Genomic DNA, 20,141 nt, shown 5'->3' on the forward strand with positions numbered 1-20,141 from the left:
TCTTTCACTTGACGCGGCGAAGCGCGGGGCGCTCACCGTCGAGAACGGATCGGATCTGGGTACGGGCGCGCGCGAGGCGTGACATCACGGTGCCGATCGGCACGCCCTGAATCTCGGCGACGTCGCGATAGCTCAGGCCTTCCAGCGCGACGAGAAGAAGCGCGGAGCGCTGGTCGTCCGGCAATGTCGCAAGCGCGCGGGCGATATCGCGGCCTTCGGCCTCGGTGCCGGAGGGTTCGGGCGCATCGTCGTGATACTCCGCGAGCACCGGCCGCCGCGCCAGCGATCGCCGGCGGTTGCGGTTAAGGTTCGTCAGGATCGTATAAAGCCAGGCGCGCAGGTCGCCGCCGAGGAACAGCTTCTCCGCCCGCAGCGCCCGCACCAGCGTATCCTGGACGAGATCGTCGGCCGCCTCACGGTCGTGGGTCAGCGCCCGGGCGTAACGGCGCAGCGCGGGAATCATGGTCTCAACGCTGTCGCGGAAGTCGGGCATGGGTTCAGGCTCTGGCGGCTGGTTCGCGTTGTCCTGTATAACACCGTGAAATTACGTCTATTCCCGCTCTGGTGGCTTTAGGCAGGGTATTGGCCCCGCCCATTCGCGGCCTTGCCCGGTCAAACCGGCTATGCCAAGACGGGCCTCTGTTTTTCAGGTTTTCCAATCAACGGACAGTTTTCATGGCTGAAAATACCGGTCTGATGCGCGGTAAGCGAGGGATCATCCTTGGCGTCGCGAACAACCGCTCGATTGCCTATGGGATCGCCAAATCCTGCCGCGACCAGGGCGCGGAACTGGCGCTGACCTGGCAGGGCGATGCGTTGAAGAAGCGCGTCGAGCCGCTCGCCAAGGAGCTCGGCGCGATCACGCTCGGCCATTGCGACGTCACCGACGGCGCTTCCATCGACGCTGTGTTCGAGGAAGCGAAAAAGCAGTGGGGCAAGATCGATTTTGTCGTCCACGCCATTGCTTTTGCCGACAAGGACGAACTCGACGGCCGCTATCTCGACACCACCGAGGCGAACTTCTCGCGCTCGATGCTGATCTCCTGCTACTCGCTCACGGCGATCACGCAGCGCGCCGAGAAGCTGATGACGGAGGGCGGTTCGATTCTCACGCTGTCCTATTACGGCGCGGAGAAGTGGATGCCGCATTACAACGTCATGGGCGTTGCCAAGGCGGCACTCGAGGCGAGCGTGCGGTATCTCGCGGCCGATCTCGGCGAGAAGAACATCCGCGTCAACGCGATTTCGGCGGGACCGATCAAGACGCTCGCCGCGTCCGGCATCGGCGATTTCCGCTACATCCTGAAGTGGAACGAATACAACGCGCCGCTGCGCCGAACCGTGACGCAGGAAGAAGTCGGCGACAGTGCGATGTATTTGCTGTCCGATCTCGCGCGCGGCGTCACCGGCGAGGTGCACCATGTCGATTCCGGCTATAATGTCGTCGGCATGAAACGCCCCGACGCGCCGGATATATCGCTTGCGGGGAAAGACTGAACTCCGACGCTGCGTGCCCCGGACGCAGCGCATCACGTAAGTGGTGCGCTGCAGAGCCGGGGCCGTTTCGAATTCGGTGTCCGCGAGGGTCCCGGTTCTGCGAAGCGGCGTTGCACGCCGCATCGCGCCCGGGACACTTGAGGGGCCGATCCTTCGCAATGACGACCTGAATTGAGATTAATCGCCCGATGCCGTCTCCCACCATCTACTTCATCCGCCATGGCCAGACCGAATGGAATGCGGCCGGCCGCTTTCAGGGCACGCAGGACATTCCGCTGAACGAGCGCGGCAAGGTGCAAGCGGTGCGCGCGGGCGAACTGCTGGCCGACATTCTCGCTGTGGATTCACACAAGCCGGAGCGCATTCCGTTTGTCGCCTCGCCACTTGGCCGGGCGCGTCAGACGATGGAGCTTGTGCGCGGCGAGCTCGGCATGCCGCCGCACGGCTATGACCTTGATGACCGTCTGCGCGAGGTGGGTTATGGCCACTGGGAAGGCTCGACGCTGGTCGAGATGGAGAAGTCTCACCCCGAACTGTTTGCGCAGCGGCAGGCCGACAAATGGGGCGTGCCGCCGCCCGGTGGCGAAAGCTATGCGTCGGTGGCGCTACGCATGCGCGACTGGTACGATTCGCTGCTGCAGGACACGGTTGCGGTGTCCCATGGCGGCGCCTGCCGCGCGCTGATGGCGGCGCTCGAGGTCGAGACGCCGGTCAGTGCGGTCGAGATTTATATCGAGCAGGGCGTCGTCTACGTCTTCAAGGACGGCAAGATCACCAAGCATAGTTGAGAGGAAGCCGAGCCTATCAGCTGCTTCTTCCCCTCTCCCCTTGTGGGAGAGGGTGGCGAATCGAGCAAAGCGAGATTGAGCCGGGTGAGGGGTCAAGGCTCAAGGTGGTAGACCCCTCACCGATCCTCGCTAACGCTCGGATCACCCTCTCCCACAAGGGGAGAGGGGAAGAGTCCCGTCCCCAGTGTCATGACTGGGACAAGGCGGGGCATGACGCATGTTGCGACGGCTGTTGCGATTTTCGCTACATCTGGCTACCACGTAGGAAATTTCCTATTTGGCTTGGCTCATGTCCTTCAACACCTTCGGCCATATGTTCCGTGTCACCACCTTCGGCGAGAGCCATGGGGTAGCGCTCGGCTGCGTGGTCGATGGCTGCCCGCCGCGCATTCCACTGACGGCTGCGGAAATCCAGCGCGATCTCGATCGCCGCAAGCCCGGCCAGTCGCGCTTTACCACGCAGCGGCAGGAGGCCGATCAGGTCAAGATTCTGTCCGGCGTGATGGAGACCGAGCGCGGGCAGGTGACGACCGGCACGCCGATTGCGCTGATGATCGAGAACACCGATCAGCGCTCCAAGGACTATTCGGACATCAAGGACAAATATCGTCCCGGTCATGCCGACTACACCTATGAAGCCAAGTACGGCATCCGCGACTATCGTGGCGGCGGCCGCTCCTCGGCGCGCGAGACCGCGGCGCGGGTTGCGGCGGGCGCGGTGGCGCGCAAGGTCATTCCCGATGTGAAGGTGCGCGCTGCGCTCGTGCAGATGGGGCCGCACAAGATCGACCGCGCCAACTGGAACTGGGACGATGTCACGCGCAATCCGTTCTTCTGCCCGGACGCGACCAAGGCCGCCTTCTTCGAGGAATATCTCGACGAGATCCGCAAGAGCGGCTCGTCGATCGGTGCTGTGATCGAAGTGGTCGCGGAAAACGTACCCGCGGGCTGGGGCGCACCGATCTACGGCAAGCTCGATAGCGATCTTGCGGCTGCGCTGATGAGCATCAACGCGGTGAAGGGCGTCGAGATCGGCGCGGGCTTCGGCGCAGCCGAGTTGCGCGGAGAGGACAACGCCGACGAGATGCGCGCTGGCAATAACGGTCCGGTGTTTCTGTCGAACCATGCGGGCGGCATCCTCGGCGGCATCTCGACCGGACAGGCCGTGGTAGCGCGCTTTGCCGTGAAACCGACATCGTCGATCCTCACGCCGCGCAAGACCGTCGATCGCGCAGGCGGGGAGACCGACATCCTGACCAAGGGCCGGCACGATCCTTGTGTCGGCATTCGCGCGGTGCCGGTTGCCGAAGCGATGGTCGCCTGCGTGCTGGCCGATCACTTCCTGCGCCACCGCGGCCAGAACGGCTAGACTCACATTCTTTCGTTCACGGATTGCTGATGCCGGAACGCGCATTGTTGCGCGCGGGCCGGGAGCCAATTGGTCGCAGGCTCATTATCTCCACGGAACGGATAGGTGGAGATGAGCGATGCTCAAGACAATCCTGATAGGCACGGCGATCGTCGCCGCCATGGCGGCGTTTGAGCCCGGTGCGGCGATGGCGCAGCATAGAGGTGGCGGAGGCGGCCACATGGGCGGCGGTGCGCACTTCGGCGGCGGAGGCGGATTTGGCGGCGGTCATTTTGGTGGCGGCGGGTTCGCGCGCGGTGGTGGTTTTTCCCGCGGCGGCGGAAGCTTTGGCGGCTCCGTGATGCGCGGCGGCGGCATGCGCAACAGTTTTGCGGCGACCAATCCGGGCGTGATGCGCAATGCCACAATCAACCGCTCGTTTGGTCCCACAGTCGGTAGCGGTCGCTATGTCCGCGGTTGGAACGGCCATGGACATCGCGGATGGCGTCACCGTGGTTGGGGTTATGGAGTCCCGCTGGCGTTCGGCTATGGCTACTACGGCGGTTATTACGACGATTACCCGTATGACTACGCCTATTACGGCGATGGTTATTACGGTGACAGCTACTACGGCGACTACGCCTATAATGACTCGTGTTACCGGGTGACGCGCTATCACACCCGGACGGGCTGGCACGCACGGACCGTCAACGTGTGCGATTGATCGCTTGCGGCGTTATCGCAACGCTCCGGCAAACAAAAACGGCGGCCCTTGGGCCGCCGTTTGCATGTTGAAGTGGTGTCAGCTCAGGCAGCGCGGATCTGGCCGATAAAGTTCTGCACCTCGACTTCGAGCCGGGTGCTTTCCTGTGCCAGCGACTGTGCCGCCGAGAACACCTGCGAGGAGGCCGCGCCGGTCTCGCTGTTGCCGCGATGGACCTCGTCGATGTTGACGGCGACCTGCGAACAGAGCTCGGCCGCCTGACGCACATTGCGAGCAATCTCCTGCGTCGCCGCGCCCTGTTCTTCGACAGCGGCGGCGATCGCGGAGGAGATTTCCGAGATCTGGTCGATCGTTGCGCTGATTTCCTTGATGGTCACGACCGAGTCGTCGGTCGCGGCCTGCATGCCGGCAATCTGCGCGCCGATCTCGTCGGTCGCCTTCGCGGTCTGGGAGGCGAGGGCCTTCACCTCGGAAGCGACGACCGCAAAGCCGCGTCCCGCTTCACCCGCGCGCGCCGCCTCGATGGTGGCGTTGAGGGCAAGCAGGTTGGTCTGCTCGGCAATCGCGGTGATGAGCTTGACGACGTCGCCGATGCGGGCAGCGGCAGCCGAAAGCTCGCTGATGCTGGCGTTGGTCTTCTCGGCCTGCTGCACGGCGCGCTGGGCGACGCGGCTCGATTCCATCACCTGACGGCCGATCTCGCCGACGGAGGAGGTGATCTCTTCGGTTGCCGCAGCGGTCGACTGGATGCTCTCCGACACCGTGCGCGAACCGTTGGCGGCGGAGGTCGAGAGCTGCTGGGTGACGTCCGCGGCCTTGGTCAGCGTCCCGGCGGAGGATTCCATTTCGGTGGAAGCTGACGACAGCGAGGTCACCAGTTCGCCGATCATGGTTTCGAACTCGCGGGTGATGCCATCCACCATCTCGGCGCGCTTGACCTTGGCGCTTGCCTCCTCGGCAGCGGCGATGTCGGCTGCCTTCTTGGCGACCAGCGCGTTCTTGAAAACCTGCAGCGTGGCCGCGATCTTGCCGATTTCGGTCTTCTCGCTCTGCTGCGGGATTTCGGCGGAGAGATCGCCCTCCGCCAGCATCTCCATCGGCTTGATGACCGAACCGATCGAGTGGGCGACGTCGCGGACGATGAGGAATGCAGCGCCTGCACCGATCAGGATCATAATGGCGAGCGCGCCGATTACGATCATCGAGCCGATGTTGTAATCCTCGGTGGCCTGGTTGCCGGCGGCGTCGGCGCTCTGGTCATTCAGGGCGACGATCTTGGCGAGGGCGCCGTCCATTGCGCGGCCGATCTTCACCGACTTCTCGGCGTTGAGCTTGCGGGCGCCGGCGACGTCCTTCTTCTTGGCGAGTTCGACGACTTCGTCGGCCGAAGCCCGGAATTTCTTCCAGGAAGCATCAAGGTCGGCGTACATCTCGCGCTCTGCCGGTGAGGAAATCAGCGCGCCGTAGCCTTCAAAGGCCTTGTCGAAGTCGCGGGCGCGGGCAGTCAGGTTCTTCATGATGTCGGCCATGAAGGCCTCATCGGGCTCCGTCAGGGTGTCGCGCAGCACGGCGCGGAAGCGCGCGGCCTGGGTGCGCATCTCGCCGAGGTAGCGGATGCTCGGCAGCCAGTTGGTGCGGATTTCCTGGGTCGACGCATTGATCGTCCGCATCTCGACAATCGAAAACGTCCCGAGCGCTGCAAGCGAAAGCAGGAGGACGGACACGAGCGTAATGAGTTTGGCGCTGATGGAGAGCCTGGAGAGCATGATCGAAGTCCTTAAAGGCGGGAGAGCCCTGAAAAAAGACGCAAGGCGGCATTGCCTGGGAAACCAGACTGTCGCGGAAGCAGAGGTGGCGAGTTCCAGTCGGGCCGAGGCGCTGCAATGAGACCCGGACCCGCATGTGACAAGGTAACTAAACAGTATGAAATGTTGGTAAATCTCTACCCGTTGGCCACCGAAATCCGTGACCGGCCCGAGCCCTCTTTGCTCTAGGCAAAGTCCTAGCGGATAAAGTCCGCGACGAGTTCGACATGGGCCGTATGGCGGAACTGATCCACCGGGCTGACGCTTGCGAGCCTGAACCCGCCGCCGGTCAGGATTCGTGCGTCACGGGCGAAGGTCGCGGGATTGCACGAGACGGCGACCACCCGGGACAGGCGGCTGGCGGCAAGCTGGCGGCTTTGGGCCTCAGCGCCCTGGCGCGGCGGATCGAACACGACGCAGTCGAACTCGCGTAGCTCCTGCGGCACCAGCGGCCGGCGAAACAGATCGCGCGCCACCGCCGTGAGCGGCTTCAACCCCTGCGTGGCGCGGACGGCGTTATTCAGCGCGTCGATCGCCTTGCCGTCACTGTCGAAAGCGGCCACGCGGAATTTTTCCGCGAGCCGCAGCGCGAACGGGCCGAAGCCGCAGAACAGGTCGGCGATCCGCTTCGCGCCTTTGCAGCGCTGAATGACGAGAGCAGCGAGCGTTTCTTCACCGGCTTGTGTTGGCTGCATGAAGGAGGCGGGCGGCAGTGTCACGCCTGCTCGGCCGACGCGGATGGTTGGTGGCGCGCGCAGCAGAACGAGTTCGCCATGGCGTGTCAGGCGGGCGAGGCAATGCTGGTCCGCGAGCTCGGACAGCTTTGTTAAGATCGCCGTATCGAGCGGACCAGAGCCACGTACATCGATGTCGAGGCCGTTCTCGGTCGCGCTCACCTGAATATCGAGCGGTTTGCCGACGGGCTTTAGTAGCTGCGCAATCGCATTGGCGGCGGCAAGCGCGGCCTCCATTGCCGGATCGAGAATGGGGCAGCGGTCGATGGCGACAATCTCGTGTCGTCCCGCCGCGGCGAAACCAACACGCAGTCCGCCCGACCCCTGTCGCGCGTGGAATGTGGCGCGGCGGCGGCCGGTGCCATGGGCATCGATCAGTTCGCCGACCTCGCAAACCAAGCCTGCCTGCTTCAACGTGTCGACAACAAGCTGGCGCTTCCAGGCACGATAGAAATCCTCTTGCCAATGCTGGATCGCACAGCCGCCGCAAATGCCGAAATAGGTGCAGAACGGTGCGATGCGTTCCGCACTCGGGGTGATGATATTCACCAGCCCGCGGCGATCGGCTTGTGCGCCGGGCGAGGAGGTAACGTCGACGACTTCATTGGGAAGCGTGTAGGGCACGTAGAGTGCGTGTCCGCTGTCGAACGACACGCCGTCGCCCTGCTGGCCGACATGGTCGATGGTGAGGCGCTCGAGCGACATTAGCCGCGCCTGGCTCCGAGGAAGAACTCGCGGTTGCCGTCGCCGCCTGCGATGGCCGAGGGAAATACCTCGATGTCGGTGCAGCCCTGCGCGGCCGCGAACGCCGCGATATCGTCGCAGATCGCGCGATGCACGGCTTCGTCACGCACGATGCCCTTTTTCACCTGCGCGCGGCCGGCTTCGAACTGCGGCTTGATGAGCGCGAGCATCTGCATCGGCGCGGCGGTGAACGAGAACACCGCTGGCAATACGAGCTTCAGCGAAATGAAGCTTGTGTCGATCACCGCAACATCCGGCCGCACCTCAAGGCGGCGGCCTTCAAGCGAGCGGATATCGGTGTTCTCCAGCGATACGATTTTCGGATTCCCGCGCAGGCTCGGGTGCAGTTGGGCCGTGCCGACGTCGATTGCAAAAACGAGGCTCGCGCCGTTCGCAAGCAGCACCTCGGTGAAACCACCGGTCGAGGCGCCGACATCGACGCAGACGTGATCCTCGATATCGAGCGGATAATGCTCCAGTGCAGCCGCGAGCTTGACGCCGCCGCGCGATACCCAAGGATGTGCAGGCTCGGCGCTGATGTCTGCGTCGACTGGAATTGATTCCGAGACTTTGGCGATGACCTTGCCGTTGGCGGTGACGAGCCCAGCCTCGATGGCCGCTTGCGCGCGAGCGCGGCTCTCAAACAGGCCGCGCTCGACCAGAAGAACGTCCGCGCGCTTGCGTTCAGTCATCGTCGTCCCTTTTTCACCTCTCCCCGTGGGGGAGAGGTCGGCGAGCAAGGCGAGCCGGGTGAGGGGATCGGTGCCGCACTGAGGCATTCAGTGCCCCTCACCCCGACCCTCTCCCCGCCGGGGAGAGGGAGTGCATTAGCTTTGTGACGTCTTCGCCAACTCACGCCAGCTTGCTGGGCGCCACACCGTTGCCGAGCGTTTCCAGAACCTTCGCGACGATGGCCTTGGCGTCGAGCCCGGCCTGTTCGTACATCTTCGCGGGCGAATCCTGATCGATGAAGATGTCGGGCAGCACCATCGAGCGGATCTTAAGGCCCTTGTCGAGCGCGCCGTGATCGGCCAGCGCCTGAATGACATGGGTGCCGAAGCCGCCGACCGAACCTTCCTCGATCGTAATCAGCACCTCGTGCGAGCGCGCGAGTTTCAACAGCAGATCGGTGTCGAGCGGCTTGAGGAAGCGGGCATCGGCGACCGTGGTCGACAGGCCGCGGGACTCGAGATCGTCGGCCGCCTTGAGGCATTCGCCGAGCCGGGTGCCGAACGAGAACAGCGCGACCTTGGATCCTTCGCGCAGCACGCGGCCCTTTCCGATTTCGAGCGGCACGCCGACATCCGGCAACTCGACGCCAAGGCCTTCGCCACGCGGATAGCGCAGCGCGCTCGGCGCATTGTCGATTCCGGTCTGGGTGGCAATCATGTGCACGAGATCGGCCTCATCGCCCGCCGCCATGATGATGAAGTTCGGCAGGCAGCCGAGGTAGGTGTTGTCGAACGAGCCCGCATGGGTCGGGCCATCCGCGCCGACGAGGCCCGCACGATCGATCGCGAAACGCACCGGGAGGTTCTGGATTGCAACGTCGTGCACCACCTGATCGTAACCGCGCTGCAGAAAGGTGGAGTAGAGCGCACAGAACGGTTTATAGCCTTCCGCCGCAAGACCGGCCGCAAACGTCACTGCATGCTGCTCGGCAATGCCGACGTCGAACGTGCGATCGGGAAACGCTTTGCCGAAAATGTCGATGCCGGTGCCGCCCGGCATCGCGCCGGTGATGGCGACGATCTTGTCGTCCTTTTGCGCTTCCTTGACGAGGCTGTTGCCGAACACCGAAGTGTAGGAGGGGGTGTTCGACTTCGCCTTGAACTGCTTGCCGGTCGCGACGTCGAACTTCACGACGCCATGGTAGCGGTCGTCGGATTCCTCGGCCGGCGCGTAACCCTTGCCCTTCTTGGTGACGACATGGATGAGCACCGGGCCAGTGCCGCTGTCGCGCACATTGGTGAGTACTGGCAACAGGTGATCGAGATTGTGGCCGTCGATCGGACCGACATAGAACAGGCCGAGCTCCTCGAACAGCATGCCGCCCGCGACCATGCCGCGGGCATATTCCTCCGCGCGCAGCGTGCGATCGTGGAAGAATTTCGGCATCCGCTGCGCGATGGTCTTGAGGATTTCCCGCGCGGTACCGTAGGTCTGGCTCGAGATCAGGCGGGCGAGATAGGCCGACATCGCGCCAACCGGCGGCGCAATCGACATATCGTTGTCATTGAGGATGACGATCAGACGTGAGTTCAGCGCACCGGCATTGTTCATCGCCTCATACGCCATACCGGCCGACATCGAACCGTCGCCGATCACCGCGATGACGTTGTTGTTGCCGCCCTGCAGGTCGCGCGCTACCGCCATGCCGAGGCCGGCGGAGATCGAGGTCGAGGAGTGCGCGGTGCCGAACGCGTCGTATTCGCTCTCGGCGCGCTTCGGAAAGCCGGAGAGGCCGCCGCCCTGACGCAGCGTGCGAATGCGGTCGCGGCGTCCGGTGAGGATCTTGTGCGGATAGGCCTGATGGCCGACGTCCCAGATAATGCGGTCGGCCGGCGTATTGAAAACGTAATGCAAGGCAACGGTCAGTTCAACGACGCCGAGCCCCGCGCCGAGATGGCCGCCCGTGACGGAGACGGCATCGACCATTTCGCGGCGCAGTTCGTCGGCAAGCTGCGGCAGTTGCTCGGGCGAGAGCGCGCGAAGCTTGTCGGGAGTCGGAACGCTGTCGAGCAACGGGGTCGTGCTGGTCACGGATCAACCTTGCGGAATAGGGGAGCGACCCTCCAGCCGAAGCCGGGTCGGGATGCGGCAGGCTTTATACCAATTCCAAAGTCATGCCAATGCGTCCCGACGCCTGAAAACGTGTCCGGAAAGGGCCGAAAATGGCGTCTGAAGCGAGCCCGAAAGGCCTTGCGCGAGGCTGGCCGCGCAAGGCAAAGCTTAGGAAAACCGCTTACGAAAAGGCCGTATTATCGAACGTCGAGAGGCTCGGTGCCCACGGGCGCGCCGTTTGCGTCCGTGGTGATCTTGTCGACACGGGCCTCCGCCTGCCGCAGCAACTCTTCGCAGCGGCGCTTCAGCGTTTCGCCACGCTCGTAAATCGCGACCGATTCCTCCAGTGGCACCTTGCCGTCTTCCAAACGCTTGACGATGGATTCGAGTTCCTCGATTGCGCGCTCGAATGTCATCGTCGTGACGTCGGCTGAAGCGTTGCTGGCCATGACAGTATTTCCCGGTCGATCCTGTGACGCGTGGTGAATCGTAGGTGCGATTTGCGGACGCAATGTGGCGTATCAGTGGCCCATCAGGGCGCTGACGTGCTCCACGATCGAATCATGCAAACCCTGCAGATCGTAGCCGCCTTCGAGCACCGAGACGATACGTCCGCCGGCGCTCTTGTCGGCAACGTCCATCAGCTTGCGCGTCACCCAGCCGAAATCCTTCTCGTCGAGCTGGATGTTGGCGAGCGGATCGCGCCAGTGCGCATCGAAGCCTGCGGAGATGATGATGAGTTCGGGCGAGAACTTCTGAAGCTGCGGCAGGATCACACCCTCGAAGGCTTCGCGGAATTTCACGCCGTCATCGCCGGGGCGCATCGGCGCGTTGACGATGGTGTCATGTTCGCCGCGCTCCTGTGCCGCGCCGGTGCCGGGAAACAGCGGCATCTGGTGGGTCGAGCAATACATCACAGTGGGGTCGGCCCAGAAGATATCCTGCGAACCGTTGCCGTGGTGAACGTCGAAATCGACCACGGCGACGCGGCCGACGCCGTGCTTCTTCTGCGCATAGCGCGCGGCGATCGCAGCCTGATCGAAGAAGCAGAAGCCCATCGCGCGGTTGCGCTCGGCATGGTGGCCGCAGGGGCGGGTGCCGACGAACACGTTCTGCGCCTTGCCGCTGACGACGGCATCGACGCCCGCATTGGCGCCACCGACGCCGCGCATCACGGCTTCCCAGGTGCCGGGCGACATCATGGTGTCGCCGTCGAGATAGACGAGGCCCTGCTTCGGCGACATCGCGCGGATTTCCTCGACGTAGCTTTCGTCGTGGCAGAGCTTGACGGTCTCGAGGTCCCCCATCGGCGCTTCCTCGCGCACCAGCGGCTTGAAGGTGTCCTGGCTCAGCGCCTTCTCCATCGCGCGAATGCGGTCGGGGCGCTCCGGGTGGCCTTCGCTCACTTTATGATTGAGGGACGAAGCGGTGTGCGTCAGCAGAAGAGTGGACATAGACGATCCTTGCATAGGTCACGAATGCATGTGGTACGGGTGCGGCGTCAGGCGCTTTTGCGCGCAAAAAACGCGTTGAATGCGGCAACCGCCTCGGGCGAAGAAAGCCGCTCGCCGAACAGATGACTCTCTTGATCGATCCGGCGCAAGAGTTGTTCCGGCGGGGGACGCAATAATTTTCGCGAAACCGCGAGCGCCTCCGCGGGCAGCATGCAGATGTCGCGCGCAACTTTGAGCGCCTCGACTTCGGCATGGCCGGGCGGGGCCACCATGTTGACGAATCCTGCCTGATGAGCTTCCTCGGCACTGATGGGGCGGCCCATCAGTAGCATCGCGAATGCGCGCTGATAGCCCATCGTCGCCGGGGCGAGCAGGCTCGATGCACCTTCCGGCACCAGCCCCAGATGGATGAAGGGCGTGGAGAACAACGCCGTGGTGCTCGCGACCACGTAGTCGCAATGAAACATCATCGTGACGCCGATCCCGATGGCGATGCCATCGACGGCCGCGATAACCGGCTTGGTATTCTGCACCAGCGAGTACATGAATTTGACGGCACCCACTGGCCGCGGGTCGCCCGCGGTGGTGCTGCGGAAATCTTCGAGATCGTTGCCTGCGGTGAAGACGCCCGGCCCGCCGGTGATCATGAGGCAACGGATCGCCGGGTTGTTCTGCGCGGTGTCGATGGCATCGCGCATCGCATCGTACATGCCTTGCGTCAGTGCGTTCTTCTTCTCCGGCCGGCGCAGTTTGATGATGCGGATGGCTTCTTCGTCGGTGACGATGACATGGTCTGGCATGCGTGTCCTTAACCTTGCGGGGCGGGCGGCAATGTCGCGCTATCTTACACGATGTTGCGCGGGAGCCCTAATAGGCAAACGCCGGCGGCCCCGAATGATCTGGGGAGAGACATGCCTGTTTTAGAGGCGGAAGCGCTGTCAGGTTCGTATCAGGTACTGTCGTGCATAAAGGCAGCATCGGCCGCCGCAAGCGCTGCCGCGCCTTCAACGATGCTGTGCTCGAGGGCTCCTGATTGCACGACGATAGCCTCGGCGAAAAAACGCGCCAGCGAGGCGCGGCGTGTTGCGGCCTCGCGCAGCGTCTCATCAGCGCGGCCGTCGAGTGCTTCGCGCGCCAGCAGGCAGCCGCCGGTCGCAAGCGAAAGCAAGCGCAGATACGGCGTTGCGCCTGCCAGCGCTTCGTTCGGTGCGGATGCGGCTTTGTCCAGCAGCCAGCGGCTGGCGCGCTCGACAGACCCAAGCGCGTCCTGCAGTCGCGCTGCCGTTGCACCGAAGGTGGGATCGTTCGAGGCCGCCACGCGCGCGACAATCGCTGCAAGCTCTGCGCATAAATCATTCAGCGCCGCGCCCTTGTCGACGGCAAGCTTGCGCATCACGAGGTCGTTGGCCTGAATGCCGTTGGTGCCCTCGTAGATAGTGAGAATGCGCGCGTCACGAATATATTGCGCAGCGCCGGTTTCCTCGATGAAGCCAGCGCCGCCATGCACTTGAACGCCGAGCGCCGCGGCGTCATTGGCGATATCGGTGGAGAAAGCCTTTGCGAGCGGGGTGAGAAGGCCGGCGCGGGCCGAGGCTTTCGTACGTATATTTTCGTCTGTGCTTTCGCGCGCGACGTCGATTGCGACTGCCGTGGCGTAGCAGATCGTGCGTGCCGCCGCGGTGAGCGCACGCATCGTCACAAGATTCCGCTTCACATCAGGATGCACGATGATCGGATCGGGCCCGCCGTCCTTCTTTCCGATGGCGCGGCCCTGCCTGCGCTCGCGTGCATAGGCGATCGCCTGCTGCATCGCGCGCTCGGCAATGCCGACACCTTCAAGGCCGACGCCGAGGCGGGCCTGGTTCATCATCGTGAACATGCAGGCCATGCCGTTGTTCTCTTCGCCGAGCAGATAGCCGACGGCACCGCCATGATCGCCCATCGTCATGGTGCAGGTCGGCGAGCCGTGAATGCCGAGCTTGTGCTCGAGCCCGCTGGCGTAAATATCGTTGCGCGCGCCAAGCGAGCCGTCGGCATTGACGAGAAATTTCGGCACCACGAACAGCGAGATGCCCTTGGTGCCTTCCGGCGCACCGGGTAGGCGGGCGAGTACGAGATGCACGATATTCTCGGTCATGTCGTGGTCGCCGTAGGTGATGAAGATTTTTGTGCCCGACAGGCGATAGCTGCCGTCGGCCTGCGTCTCGGCGTGGGTACGAAGCGCGCCGACATCGGAGCCCGCTTGCGGTTCGGTAAGCTGCATGGTGCCGGTCCACGCGCCGGAAATGAGCTTTTCAAGATAGATACGCTTGAGATCGTCGCTGCCGTGTACGCCGATCGCCTCGATCGCGCCCGCCGTGAGCAGCGGGCAGAGACCGAACGCCATGTTCGCCGCGCTCCAGATTTCGCTGCAGGCGGCATGAAGCACGATCGGCAGGTCTTGCCCGCCGAACGCCTCGTCGCCGGTGAGTGAATTCCAGCCCGCTTCAGCCCAGTTGCGATAGGCATCGCGCCAGCCCGGCGAGGTGGTGACGTTGCCGTCTTTCAGCGTCGCGCCATGCTCGTCGCCGACCCGATTGAGCGGCGCCAGCACCTCGGTGGCGAATCTGCCTGCTTCCTCGATCACGGCGGCTGCGGTCTCGGCATCGTAAGCGCGGTAATGGCCCGCGGTGACGGCGTCATTCAGGCCTGCGCCGTAATTGAGCGCAAGCAGGATATCATCAACGGGAGCGCGGTAAGTCATCGGCAAAACTCTTCAGAGAAGCGGCAGGTTTCGCGAGGATAGCTTGATGTGCGGAAAGAGGCGAGGCGCTGCGAATGGCCGCAGCGCTCGCCGCAGGCTTCCTCATTCGATCAGGAAATGCCGCCGCTCGGCGCGGACCCGCGAGGCGATGTAGCGATGGACTTCACGGACACGCCGGGTGCCGTGTGTGTCCGGATGCGAGATCAGCCAGTAATTCCGCACGAAACGGATTTCCGGCAGCAGCCGCAGCAGTTCGGGATGCCGGCGGGTCGAGAAATCATGCAGGATGCCAATGCCGTGGCCGGCGCGCACCGCTTCGACCTGGCCAACGACGCTGCCGCATTCGTAACGCCGCGACATGATGGTGTCGAAATAGGACGAGTAGTCGAGCGCGCGGCTGTAGATGAAATCGCTCACCTGCGTGATGAAGAGGTGGCCTGCGAGATCGGCCTCGCTGCGGATCGGCGGAAAGCGATCGAGATATTGCTTCGAGGCGTAAAGGCTCAGCGAATAATCCGTGAGCTTGGTGGTGATGAGGCGGCCTTCCTTCGGCCGCTCCACCATGATGGCGATGTCGGCCTCGCGCTTCGACAGCGAGAAGGTGCGCGGTAGTGGAACAAGCTGCACGATCAGTTCCGGGTGCATTGCGGCAAGCGCGCCGAGCTGTTCGGCAAGAAAATAATTTCCGATGCCGTCCGGCGCGCCGACCCGCACGGTTCCCGTGACCCGGTCGGACGTGGAAACAAGCTGCGAGCCGATGCGCAGAAATTCGGATTCGACCTTTTCTGCGGTCGTCATCAGCGCTTCACCCGAGCGCGTCAGCGTACAACCTGTGGTGTCGCGCTTGACGAGGCGCGTCTTCATCTCGCGTTCGAGAGCGGTGAGTTGCCGCGCCACGGTCGCGTGATTCAACCCGAGCTTTTTTGCAGCGCCAAGAATCTGGCCGGTTCTGGCGACTTCGAGAAATATCCGGACGCGATCCCAGTCCATTGAGCACCTCACATGAGGTACTTTAATTTTTGCACAACGGAGGGACAATAGTTGAGATTGTCCGCATGCCGCTACGGGGCGATTTTCAGAGGAGGAAAACAGCCTCGGGAGAGCAATGATGGCCTCGGATGTCCCCCATTATATAAACGGCCGGCGCGTAGCGGGCAAAAGCGGACGTGCCTCACCGGTGTTCAATCCGGCGATCGGCCAGCAGATCGCGGCGGTGTCGCTTGCGAATGCGGCGGAAGTCGATGAGGCCGTGACCGCTGCGAAGCGCGCGTTTCCTGAATGGGCTGCGGTGACGCCGCTGCGCCGCTCGCGCATCATCAATCGCTTCCTGCGCATCTGCGAGGAACGCGGCGAGGAACTCGCCAAGGTGATCTCGCAGGAGCACGGCAAGCTTCTGACCGATGCGCGCGGCGAAGTGCAGCGCGGCATGGAAGTCGTGGAATTCGCGACCGGTGCGCCGCATCTTCTCAAAGGCGATTACAGCGAGGATGTCGGCACGCGCGTCGATAGCTATGCCGTGCGCCAGCCGCTTGGTGTCGTCGTCGGCATCACGCCGTTCAACTTCCCCGCCATGGTGCCGATGTGGATGTTCCCTGTGGCGCTCGCCTGCGGCAACACGTTCGTGCTGAAGCCGTCCGAGCGCGATCCCTCCGGTGCGCTTCTGATCGCCGACTGGCTGAAGGAAGCAGGCGTGCCGGATGGCGCCTTCAACGTGGTGCAGGGCGATAAGGAGGCGGTCGATGCTCTCCTGAAGCATCCCGACGTTGCGGCGGTGAGCTTCGTCGGCTCGACGCCGATTGCGCGCTACATCTACCAGACCGCGACGCATGAAGGAAAACGCTGCCAGGCGCTCGGCGGCGCCAAGAACCACATGGTCATCATGCCGGATGCGGACATGGATCAGGCAGTCGATGCTCTGATGGGCGCGGCCTATGGCGCGGCCGGCGAGCGCTGCATGGCGATCTCCGTTGCGGTGCCGATCGGCAAGAAGACCGCCGATACGCTGATCGAGAAGCTGACACCGCGGGTGCGCGGGCTCAAGATTGGGCCGGGCTCCGATCTCGATGCCGAGATGGGGCCTCTCGTCACCAAGGCACATCGCGACCGCGTGCACAGCTATATCGACACCGGTGTGGCGGAGGGCGCCAAGCTCGTGGTCGACGGTCGCGACTTCAAGATGCAGGGCTATGAGAACGGCTACTTCCTCGGCGGCACGTTGTTCGACGACGTCACCACCGACATGAAGATCTACAAGGACGAGATCTTCGGCCCGGTTCTTTCTGTTGTGCGCTCGCCCGACTACGAGACCGCCGCGAAGATGATCAATGAGAATGAGTACGGCAACGGCACCTCGATCTTCACGCGGGACGGCGATGCGGCGCGTGAGTTCGCCCATCGCATTCAGGTCGGCATGGTCGGCGTCAACATTCCGATCCCGATCCCGATGGCCTACCATTCGTTCGGCGGCTGGAAGGCCTCGTTCTTCGGCGATCACGACATGCATGGGCTGGAAGGCGTGCGCTTCTATACCAAGCTCAAGACCATCACGAGCCGCTGGCCGGTGGGCATTGCCTCGGGTGCGGAGTTCGCCTTCCCGAATATGTGACCCCGAGGGTGTGGGAAATGATTGGGCGCCGCCTTGTGCGGCGCCTTTCATTTTTCGGAACGGGCTTGAGCAAGAAAGAAAGCGTTAGCAATATTTTGCGGCAGCGTTTAACCGCCCGCTAACCCCTCCTGCTAACACGATATCCACTTCGCACCTGTATCCACTCATCCCGGAAAAGAGGGATGATGGGAAATCACGCTCTATATCAGGACGGCGGCCTCGACGCGCCGGAGATCGCCGCTGCGATAGAACAGGCCATCAAGCCTCGCCAGCGAAGCCCGATCTATTGGCTGATTGTGAGCGGTGCCGTACTCGTTGCGGCGATCGTCCTCGGCACGGTCCTCGCCATCAACAATTTTCGCGAGAGAACGCTGCTGAGCAGCGAGCGCGAACTTGAAAACACCCTTCTTCTGCTGACCCGTCATTTCGATCAGCAATTGCGGGACTGGCAGGTCGCACAGGATGATGCGGTCGCGAGTGTTCGCGCTCTCGAAGCCAAGACCGTCAAGGACTATGTCCGCCTCATTTCGAGCGACGACTTCCACCGCAGGCTTTCAAACAAGGTTCGGGCCCTGCCGTATGTCGGCGCCGTCAATTTCTTCGATCCCGACGGCAAGCTGGTCAATTCTTCGGAAATATGGCCGGTGCCGGATATCAATGTGTCCGACCGGTCGCATTTCAAAGCTTTGAAATATGGCGCGGCATCGCTCCAACTCGTCGTCAACCCTGTCCACAGCCGGGTGACGGGAACGTGGACGACGGTTTTTGCGCGCAAGCTCGTCAGTGCCAAGGGTGAGTTCGTCGGCATGGTGAGCCGGGGCATTGAGCCCTCGCGCTTCGAGGCTTTCTTTGCCTCGCTGGCGCTCGGCTCGGACGCTGCGATTTCCATGTTCCACGCAGACGGAACGATGATCGCGCGCTATCCGCATGTCGACTCCATGATCGGCCGGAATTTCAGTAACGGCCCGCTGTTTCAGGGCGTACTGCGACATGCCAATTATGGTTCGCGGCTGATGGTGAGCCCCGTCACCGGCCAGAAGCAGGTCGGCTCTGTTCGCAAGCTCGAAGACTTTCCGATCGTCATCATCGCCACCAAGACCGTCGATGCTGCGTTGAAGGATTGGTACGAGCAGATCCGCATGCTGGTGTTGATCGCGTTTTCTGCGTCAATGGCGGTGGTGCTGATTGTCTGGTTCATCGTCCGCCGCCTGATGTCGCAGCATCAGGCCGCGCGGCAGCGGCTGATGCTGGAGAAGCAGCGCCTCGACACCGCGGTCAACAATCTCAAGCAGGGCTTGTTGCTGTTCGACGCCAATCATCGGCTGGTGGTCGTGAACCGTCGCTATGCCGAGATATTCCATCTTCCGAGGCGGGATATCGCGCCCGGCTGCAGCCTGCGCGATATCATGGAGCTGCTGAGGCGGCGCGGCATGTTCAAGGGCGATATCGAGAGCTATTGCCTGAATGCGCTCAATCTCGCCTCCGACAGCGGCTCTCTCACCACCGAGATTCCGGATGGGCGGATCATCCACACCAATTTTCAGGCGATCTCCGGCGGCGGCTGGGTTTCGACCTTCGAGGATATCACCGAGCGGCAGCGGACCGAGGAGCGGATCGCGCATATGGCCCGCTATGACGCGCTGACCGATCTGCCGAACCGCACTATGTTCCGCGATCACCTCGAGACGATGTTGAGACAGAGTGAACCTCTCGCGGTTCTGTCGATCGACGTCGATGAGTTCAAGCAGGTCAACGATACGCTCGGCCATTTCGTGGGCGACGAGCTGCTTGTCGCGATTGCAGGCCGGGTCAGCGATTGCATGGAGCCCGGCGATCTTGTCGCGCGGCTTGGCGGTGATGAATTTGCTATCGTGCGCCACGGCGTACGCGAGAGGGCGGACCTCATTCCGTTGATCGAGCGCGTCCACGCGGCGATCCGCTTGCCGTATAGCTGTGTCGGGCATCGCCTCAATGTCGATGCGAGCATCGGCGTTGCTGTCTCCCCCTGCGACGGTAGCGAACTCGAGGGCTTGTTGCGCAATGCTGATCTCGCGCTTTATGCCGCGAAGGGCAGTGGCCGGCGGACATATCGCTTCTTCGAGCCGGAGATGCAAGTTCGTGCCCAGAAGCGCCACGATCTGGAAATGGAAATCCGCAGCGCGCTCGCGCGTCAGGAGTTCGAGGTTTATTACCAGCCGTTTGTCGACATCAAAACGAAGACCGTTCTTGGCGCGGAAGCGCTGGTGCGCTGGCGTCATCCGGAGCGGGGGTTGATTTCGCCTGCCGACTTTATTCCGATCGCCGAGGAGACTGGCCTGATCGACCAGCTCGGCTCATGGGTGTTGAAGACGGCCTGTCACGCCGCCGCAAACTGGCCGGAGCGTGTGCGCCTCGCGGTCAACGTCTCGCCGGTGCAGTTCAAGGGCCATACGCTTGCGCTCAATGTGGCCGCGGCACTTGGCTCCTCCGGCCTGCCGGCGAACCGTCTTGAGCTTGAGATCACCGAGGCTGTTCTGATCCGCGACGATGAGGAAGCGCTGGCCATCCTTCATGAGTTGCGCGGGCTCGGCGTGCGGATCGCGCTCGACGATTTTGGCACGGGTTATTCGTCGCTTCGCTATCTGCAGCTTTTCCCGTTCGACAAGATCAAGATCGACCGTTGCTTCATCAGCAACATCAACGAGCCGCATGGCGCGTCTCACATCGTCAAGGCGGTGGTCGATATCGCCGCTGCCCGCAACATGACGACGACTGCCGAAGGCGTCGAGACGGCCGCGCAACTCGATGCGCTGAGGAGGCTCGGTTGCGATCAGATGCAGGGCTATCTGTTCAGCCCGCCGCAGACGGAAGAAGCGCTGGCGCACATCGTGGCGTCAGCCGAGCATTCCATTATCAAGCTGCACTGAGCGGCAGGT

At 63.0% G+C, this 20,141-nt stretch carries 16 protein-coding genes; 6 read left to right on the forward strand and 10 right to left on the reverse strand.

The annotated features are described in order from the left end of the window. Positions 1–4: 4 nt before the first annotated feature. Positions 5–493 (reverse strand): sigma-70 family RNA polymerase sigma factor, encoded by a 489-nt coding sequence (locus OCA5_RS05950; protein WP_012564039.1) that lies wholly within the window; start codon positions 491–493, stop codon positions 5–7. A gap of 182 nt (positions 494–675) precedes the next feature. Here OCA5_RS05950 and fabI point away from each other — a divergent pair, with 182 nt between their 5' ends. The 4 genes from fabI to OCA5_RS19115 all read left to right on the forward strand — a co-directional run bounded on the left by fabI (position 676) and on the right by OCA5_RS19115 (position 4,357). Then, entirely contained in the window at positions 676–1,497 is an 822-nt protein-coding gene (fabI, locus tag OCA5_RS05955; protein ID WP_012564038.1) for an enoyl-ACP reductase FabI, read from the forward strand. A gap of 188 nt (positions 1,498–1,685) precedes the next feature. Then, complete coding sequence (locus OCA5_RS05960; RefSeq protein WP_012564037.1) at positions 1,686–2,285, forward strand: histidine phosphatase family protein; 600 nt, start codon at positions 1,686–1,688, stop codon at positions 2,283–2,285. A gap of 289 nt (positions 2,286–2,574) precedes the next feature. Then, on the forward strand, positions 2,575–3,654 hold the full coding sequence (gene aroC / locus OCA5_RS05965; protein ID WP_012564036.1) for a chorismate synthase: 1,080 nt from the start codon (positions 2,575–2,577) through the stop codon (positions 3,652–3,654). Positions 3,655–3,772: 118 nt separating this feature from the next. Beyond that, the gene (locus tag OCA5_RS19115; RefSeq protein ID WP_041559596.1) at positions 3,773–4,357 is read left to right on the forward strand and encodes a hypothetical protein; all 585 of its coding nucleotides are present in this window, start codon (positions 3,773–3,775) and stop codon (positions 4,355–4,357) included. Positions 4,358–4,440: 83 nt separating this feature from the next. Here the strand turns inward: OCA5_RS19115 and OCA5_RS05975 are convergent, their stop codons facing one another. The 9 genes from OCA5_RS05975 to OCA5_RS06015 form a co-directional block, all read right to left on the reverse strand. Next, entirely contained in the window at positions 4,441–6,123 is a 1,683-nt protein-coding gene (locus OCA5_RS05975) for a methyl-accepting chemotaxis protein (protein ID WP_012564033.1), read from the reverse strand. Between the two features lie 236 nt (positions 6,124–6,359). Further along, complete coding sequence (locus OCA5_RS05980; protein WP_012564032.1) at positions 6,360–7,601, reverse strand: class I SAM-dependent RNA methyltransferase; 1,242 nt, start codon at positions 7,599–7,601, stop codon at positions 6,360–6,362. After that, entirely contained in the window at positions 7,601–8,332 is a 732-nt protein-coding gene (locus tag OCA5_RS05985; protein ID WP_012564031.1) for a TlyA family RNA methyltransferase, read from the reverse strand. The genes OCA5_RS05980 and OCA5_RS05985 overlap by 1 nt, the downstream gene beginning before the upstream one ends. Before the next feature lie 160 nt (positions 8,333–8,492). After that, a complete protein-coding gene (gene dxs, locus OCA5_RS05990) occupies positions 8,493–10,403 on the reverse strand; it encodes a 1-deoxy-D-xylulose-5-phosphate synthase (RefSeq protein WP_012564030.1) in 1,911 nt (636 codons plus the stop codon). 218 nt (positions 10,404–10,621) lie between these two features. Next, on the reverse strand, positions 10,622–10,873 hold the full coding sequence (locus OCA5_RS05995) for an exodeoxyribonuclease VII small subunit (RefSeq protein WP_012564029.1): 252 nt from the start codon (positions 10,871–10,873) through the stop codon (positions 10,622–10,624). A 72-nt stretch (positions 10,874–10,945) separates the two neighbouring features. Continuing rightward, a complete protein-coding gene (locus OCA5_RS06000) occupies positions 10,946–11,878 on the reverse strand; it encodes a histone deacetylase family protein (RefSeq protein ID WP_012564028.1) in 933 nt (310 codons plus the stop codon). 47 nt (positions 11,879–11,925) lie between these two features. Beyond that, positions 11,926–12,678, reverse strand: coding sequence for an enoyl-CoA hydratase-related protein (locus tag OCA5_RS06005; RefSeq protein WP_012564027.1), 753 nt, complete (start codon positions 12,676–12,678; stop codon positions 11,926–11,928). Positions 12,679–12,827: 149 nt separating this feature from the next. Then, the gene (locus tag OCA5_RS06010) at positions 12,828–14,621 is read right to left on the reverse strand and encodes an acyl-CoA dehydrogenase family protein (RefSeq protein ID WP_012564026.1); all 1,794 of its coding nucleotides are present in this window, start codon (positions 14,619–14,621) and stop codon (positions 12,828–12,830) included. A gap of 102 nt (positions 14,622–14,723) precedes the next feature. Beyond that, positions 14,724–15,611 carry a LysR family transcriptional regulator gene (locus OCA5_RS06015; protein WP_013912948.1) on the reverse strand — a complete coding sequence of 296 codons (888 nt, stop codon included), beginning with the start codon at positions 15,609–15,611 and terminating at the stop codon, positions 14,724–14,726. 118 nt (positions 15,612–15,729) lie between these two features. Here OCA5_RS06015 and OCA5_RS06020 point away from each other — a divergent pair, with 118 nt between their 5' ends. Both OCA5_RS06020 and OCA5_RS06025 read left to right on the forward strand, forming a co-directional pair. Next, positions 15,730–17,226, forward strand: coding sequence for a CoA-acylating methylmalonate-semialdehyde dehydrogenase (locus tag OCA5_RS06020; RefSeq protein ID WP_041559662.1), 1,497 nt, complete (start codon positions 15,730–15,732; stop codon positions 17,224–17,226). A 185-nt stretch (positions 17,227–17,411) separates the two neighbouring features. Then, a complete protein-coding gene (locus tag OCA5_RS06025) occupies positions 17,412–20,132 on the forward strand; it encodes a bifunctional diguanylate cyclase/phosphodiesterase (protein ID WP_013912949.1) in 2,721 nt (906 codons plus the stop codon). Positions 20,133–20,141 lie beyond the last annotated feature (9 nt).

The sequence above is a fragment of the Afipia carboxidovorans OM5 genome (genome assembly GCF_000218565.1).
GTDB classification, from domain to species: domain Bacteria; phylum Pseudomonadota; class Alphaproteobacteria; order Rhizobiales; family Xanthobacteraceae; genus Afipia; species Afipia carboxidovorans.

Bases quoted from the DNA above. Each gene is read 5' to 3' on its own strand.
- OCA5_RS19115 (WP_041559596.1), top strand. From the start codon at position 3,773: ATGCTCAAGACAATCCTGATAGGCACGGCGATCGTCGCCGCCATGGCG.
- OCA5_RS05975 (WP_012564033.1), bottom strand. From the start codon at position 6,123: ATGCTCTCCAGGCTCTCCATCAGCGCCAAACTCATTACGCTCGTGTCC.
- fabI (WP_012564038.1), top strand. From the start codon at position 676: ATGGCTGAAAATACCGGTCTGATGCGCGGTAAGCGAGGGATCATCCTT.
- OCA5_RS06020 (WP_041559662.1), top strand. From the start codon at position 15,730: ATGGCCTCGGATGTCCCCCATTATATAAACGGCCGGCGCGTAGCGGGC.
- OCA5_RS05985 (WP_012564031.1), bottom strand. From the start codon at position 8,332: ATGACTGAACGCAAGCGCGCGGACGTTCTTCTGGTCGAGCGCGGCCTG.
- OCA5_RS05995 (WP_012564029.1), bottom strand. From the start codon at position 10,873: ATGGCCAGCAACGCTTCAGCCGACGTCACGACGATGACATTCGAGCGC.
- OCA5_RS05980 (WP_012564032.1), bottom strand. From the start codon at position 7,601: ATGTCGCTCGAGCGCCTCACCATCGACCATGTCGGCCAGCAGGGCGAC.
- aroC (WP_012564036.1), top strand. From the start codon at position 2,575: ATGTCCTTCAACACCTTCGGCCATATGTTCCGTGTCACCACCTTCGGC.
- OCA5_RS06000 (WP_012564028.1), bottom strand. From the start codon at position 11,878: ATGTCCACTCTTCTGCTGACGCACACCGCTTCGTCCCTCAATCATAAA.
- OCA5_RS05960 (WP_012564037.1), top strand. From the start codon at position 1,686: ATGCCGTCTCCCACCATCTACTTCATCCGCCATGGCCAGACCGAATGG.
- OCA5_RS06005 (WP_012564027.1), bottom strand. From the start codon at position 12,678: ATGCCAGACCATGTCATCGTCACCGACGAAGAAGCCATCCGCATCATC.
- OCA5_RS06015 (WP_013912948.1), bottom strand. From the start codon at position 15,611: ATGGACTGGGATCGCGTCCGGATATTTCTCGAAGTCGCCAGAACCGGC.
- OCA5_RS05950 (WP_012564039.1), bottom strand. From the start codon at position 493: ATGCCCGACTTCCGCGACAGCGTTGAGACCATGATTCCCGCGCTGCGC.
- OCA5_RS06010 (WP_012564026.1), bottom strand. From the start codon at position 14,621: ATGACTTACCGCGCTCCCGTTGATGATATCCTGCTTGCGCTCAATTAC.
- OCA5_RS06025 (WP_013912949.1), top strand. From the start codon at position 17,412: ATGGGAAATCACGCTCTATATCAGGACGGCGGCCTCGACGCGCCGGAG.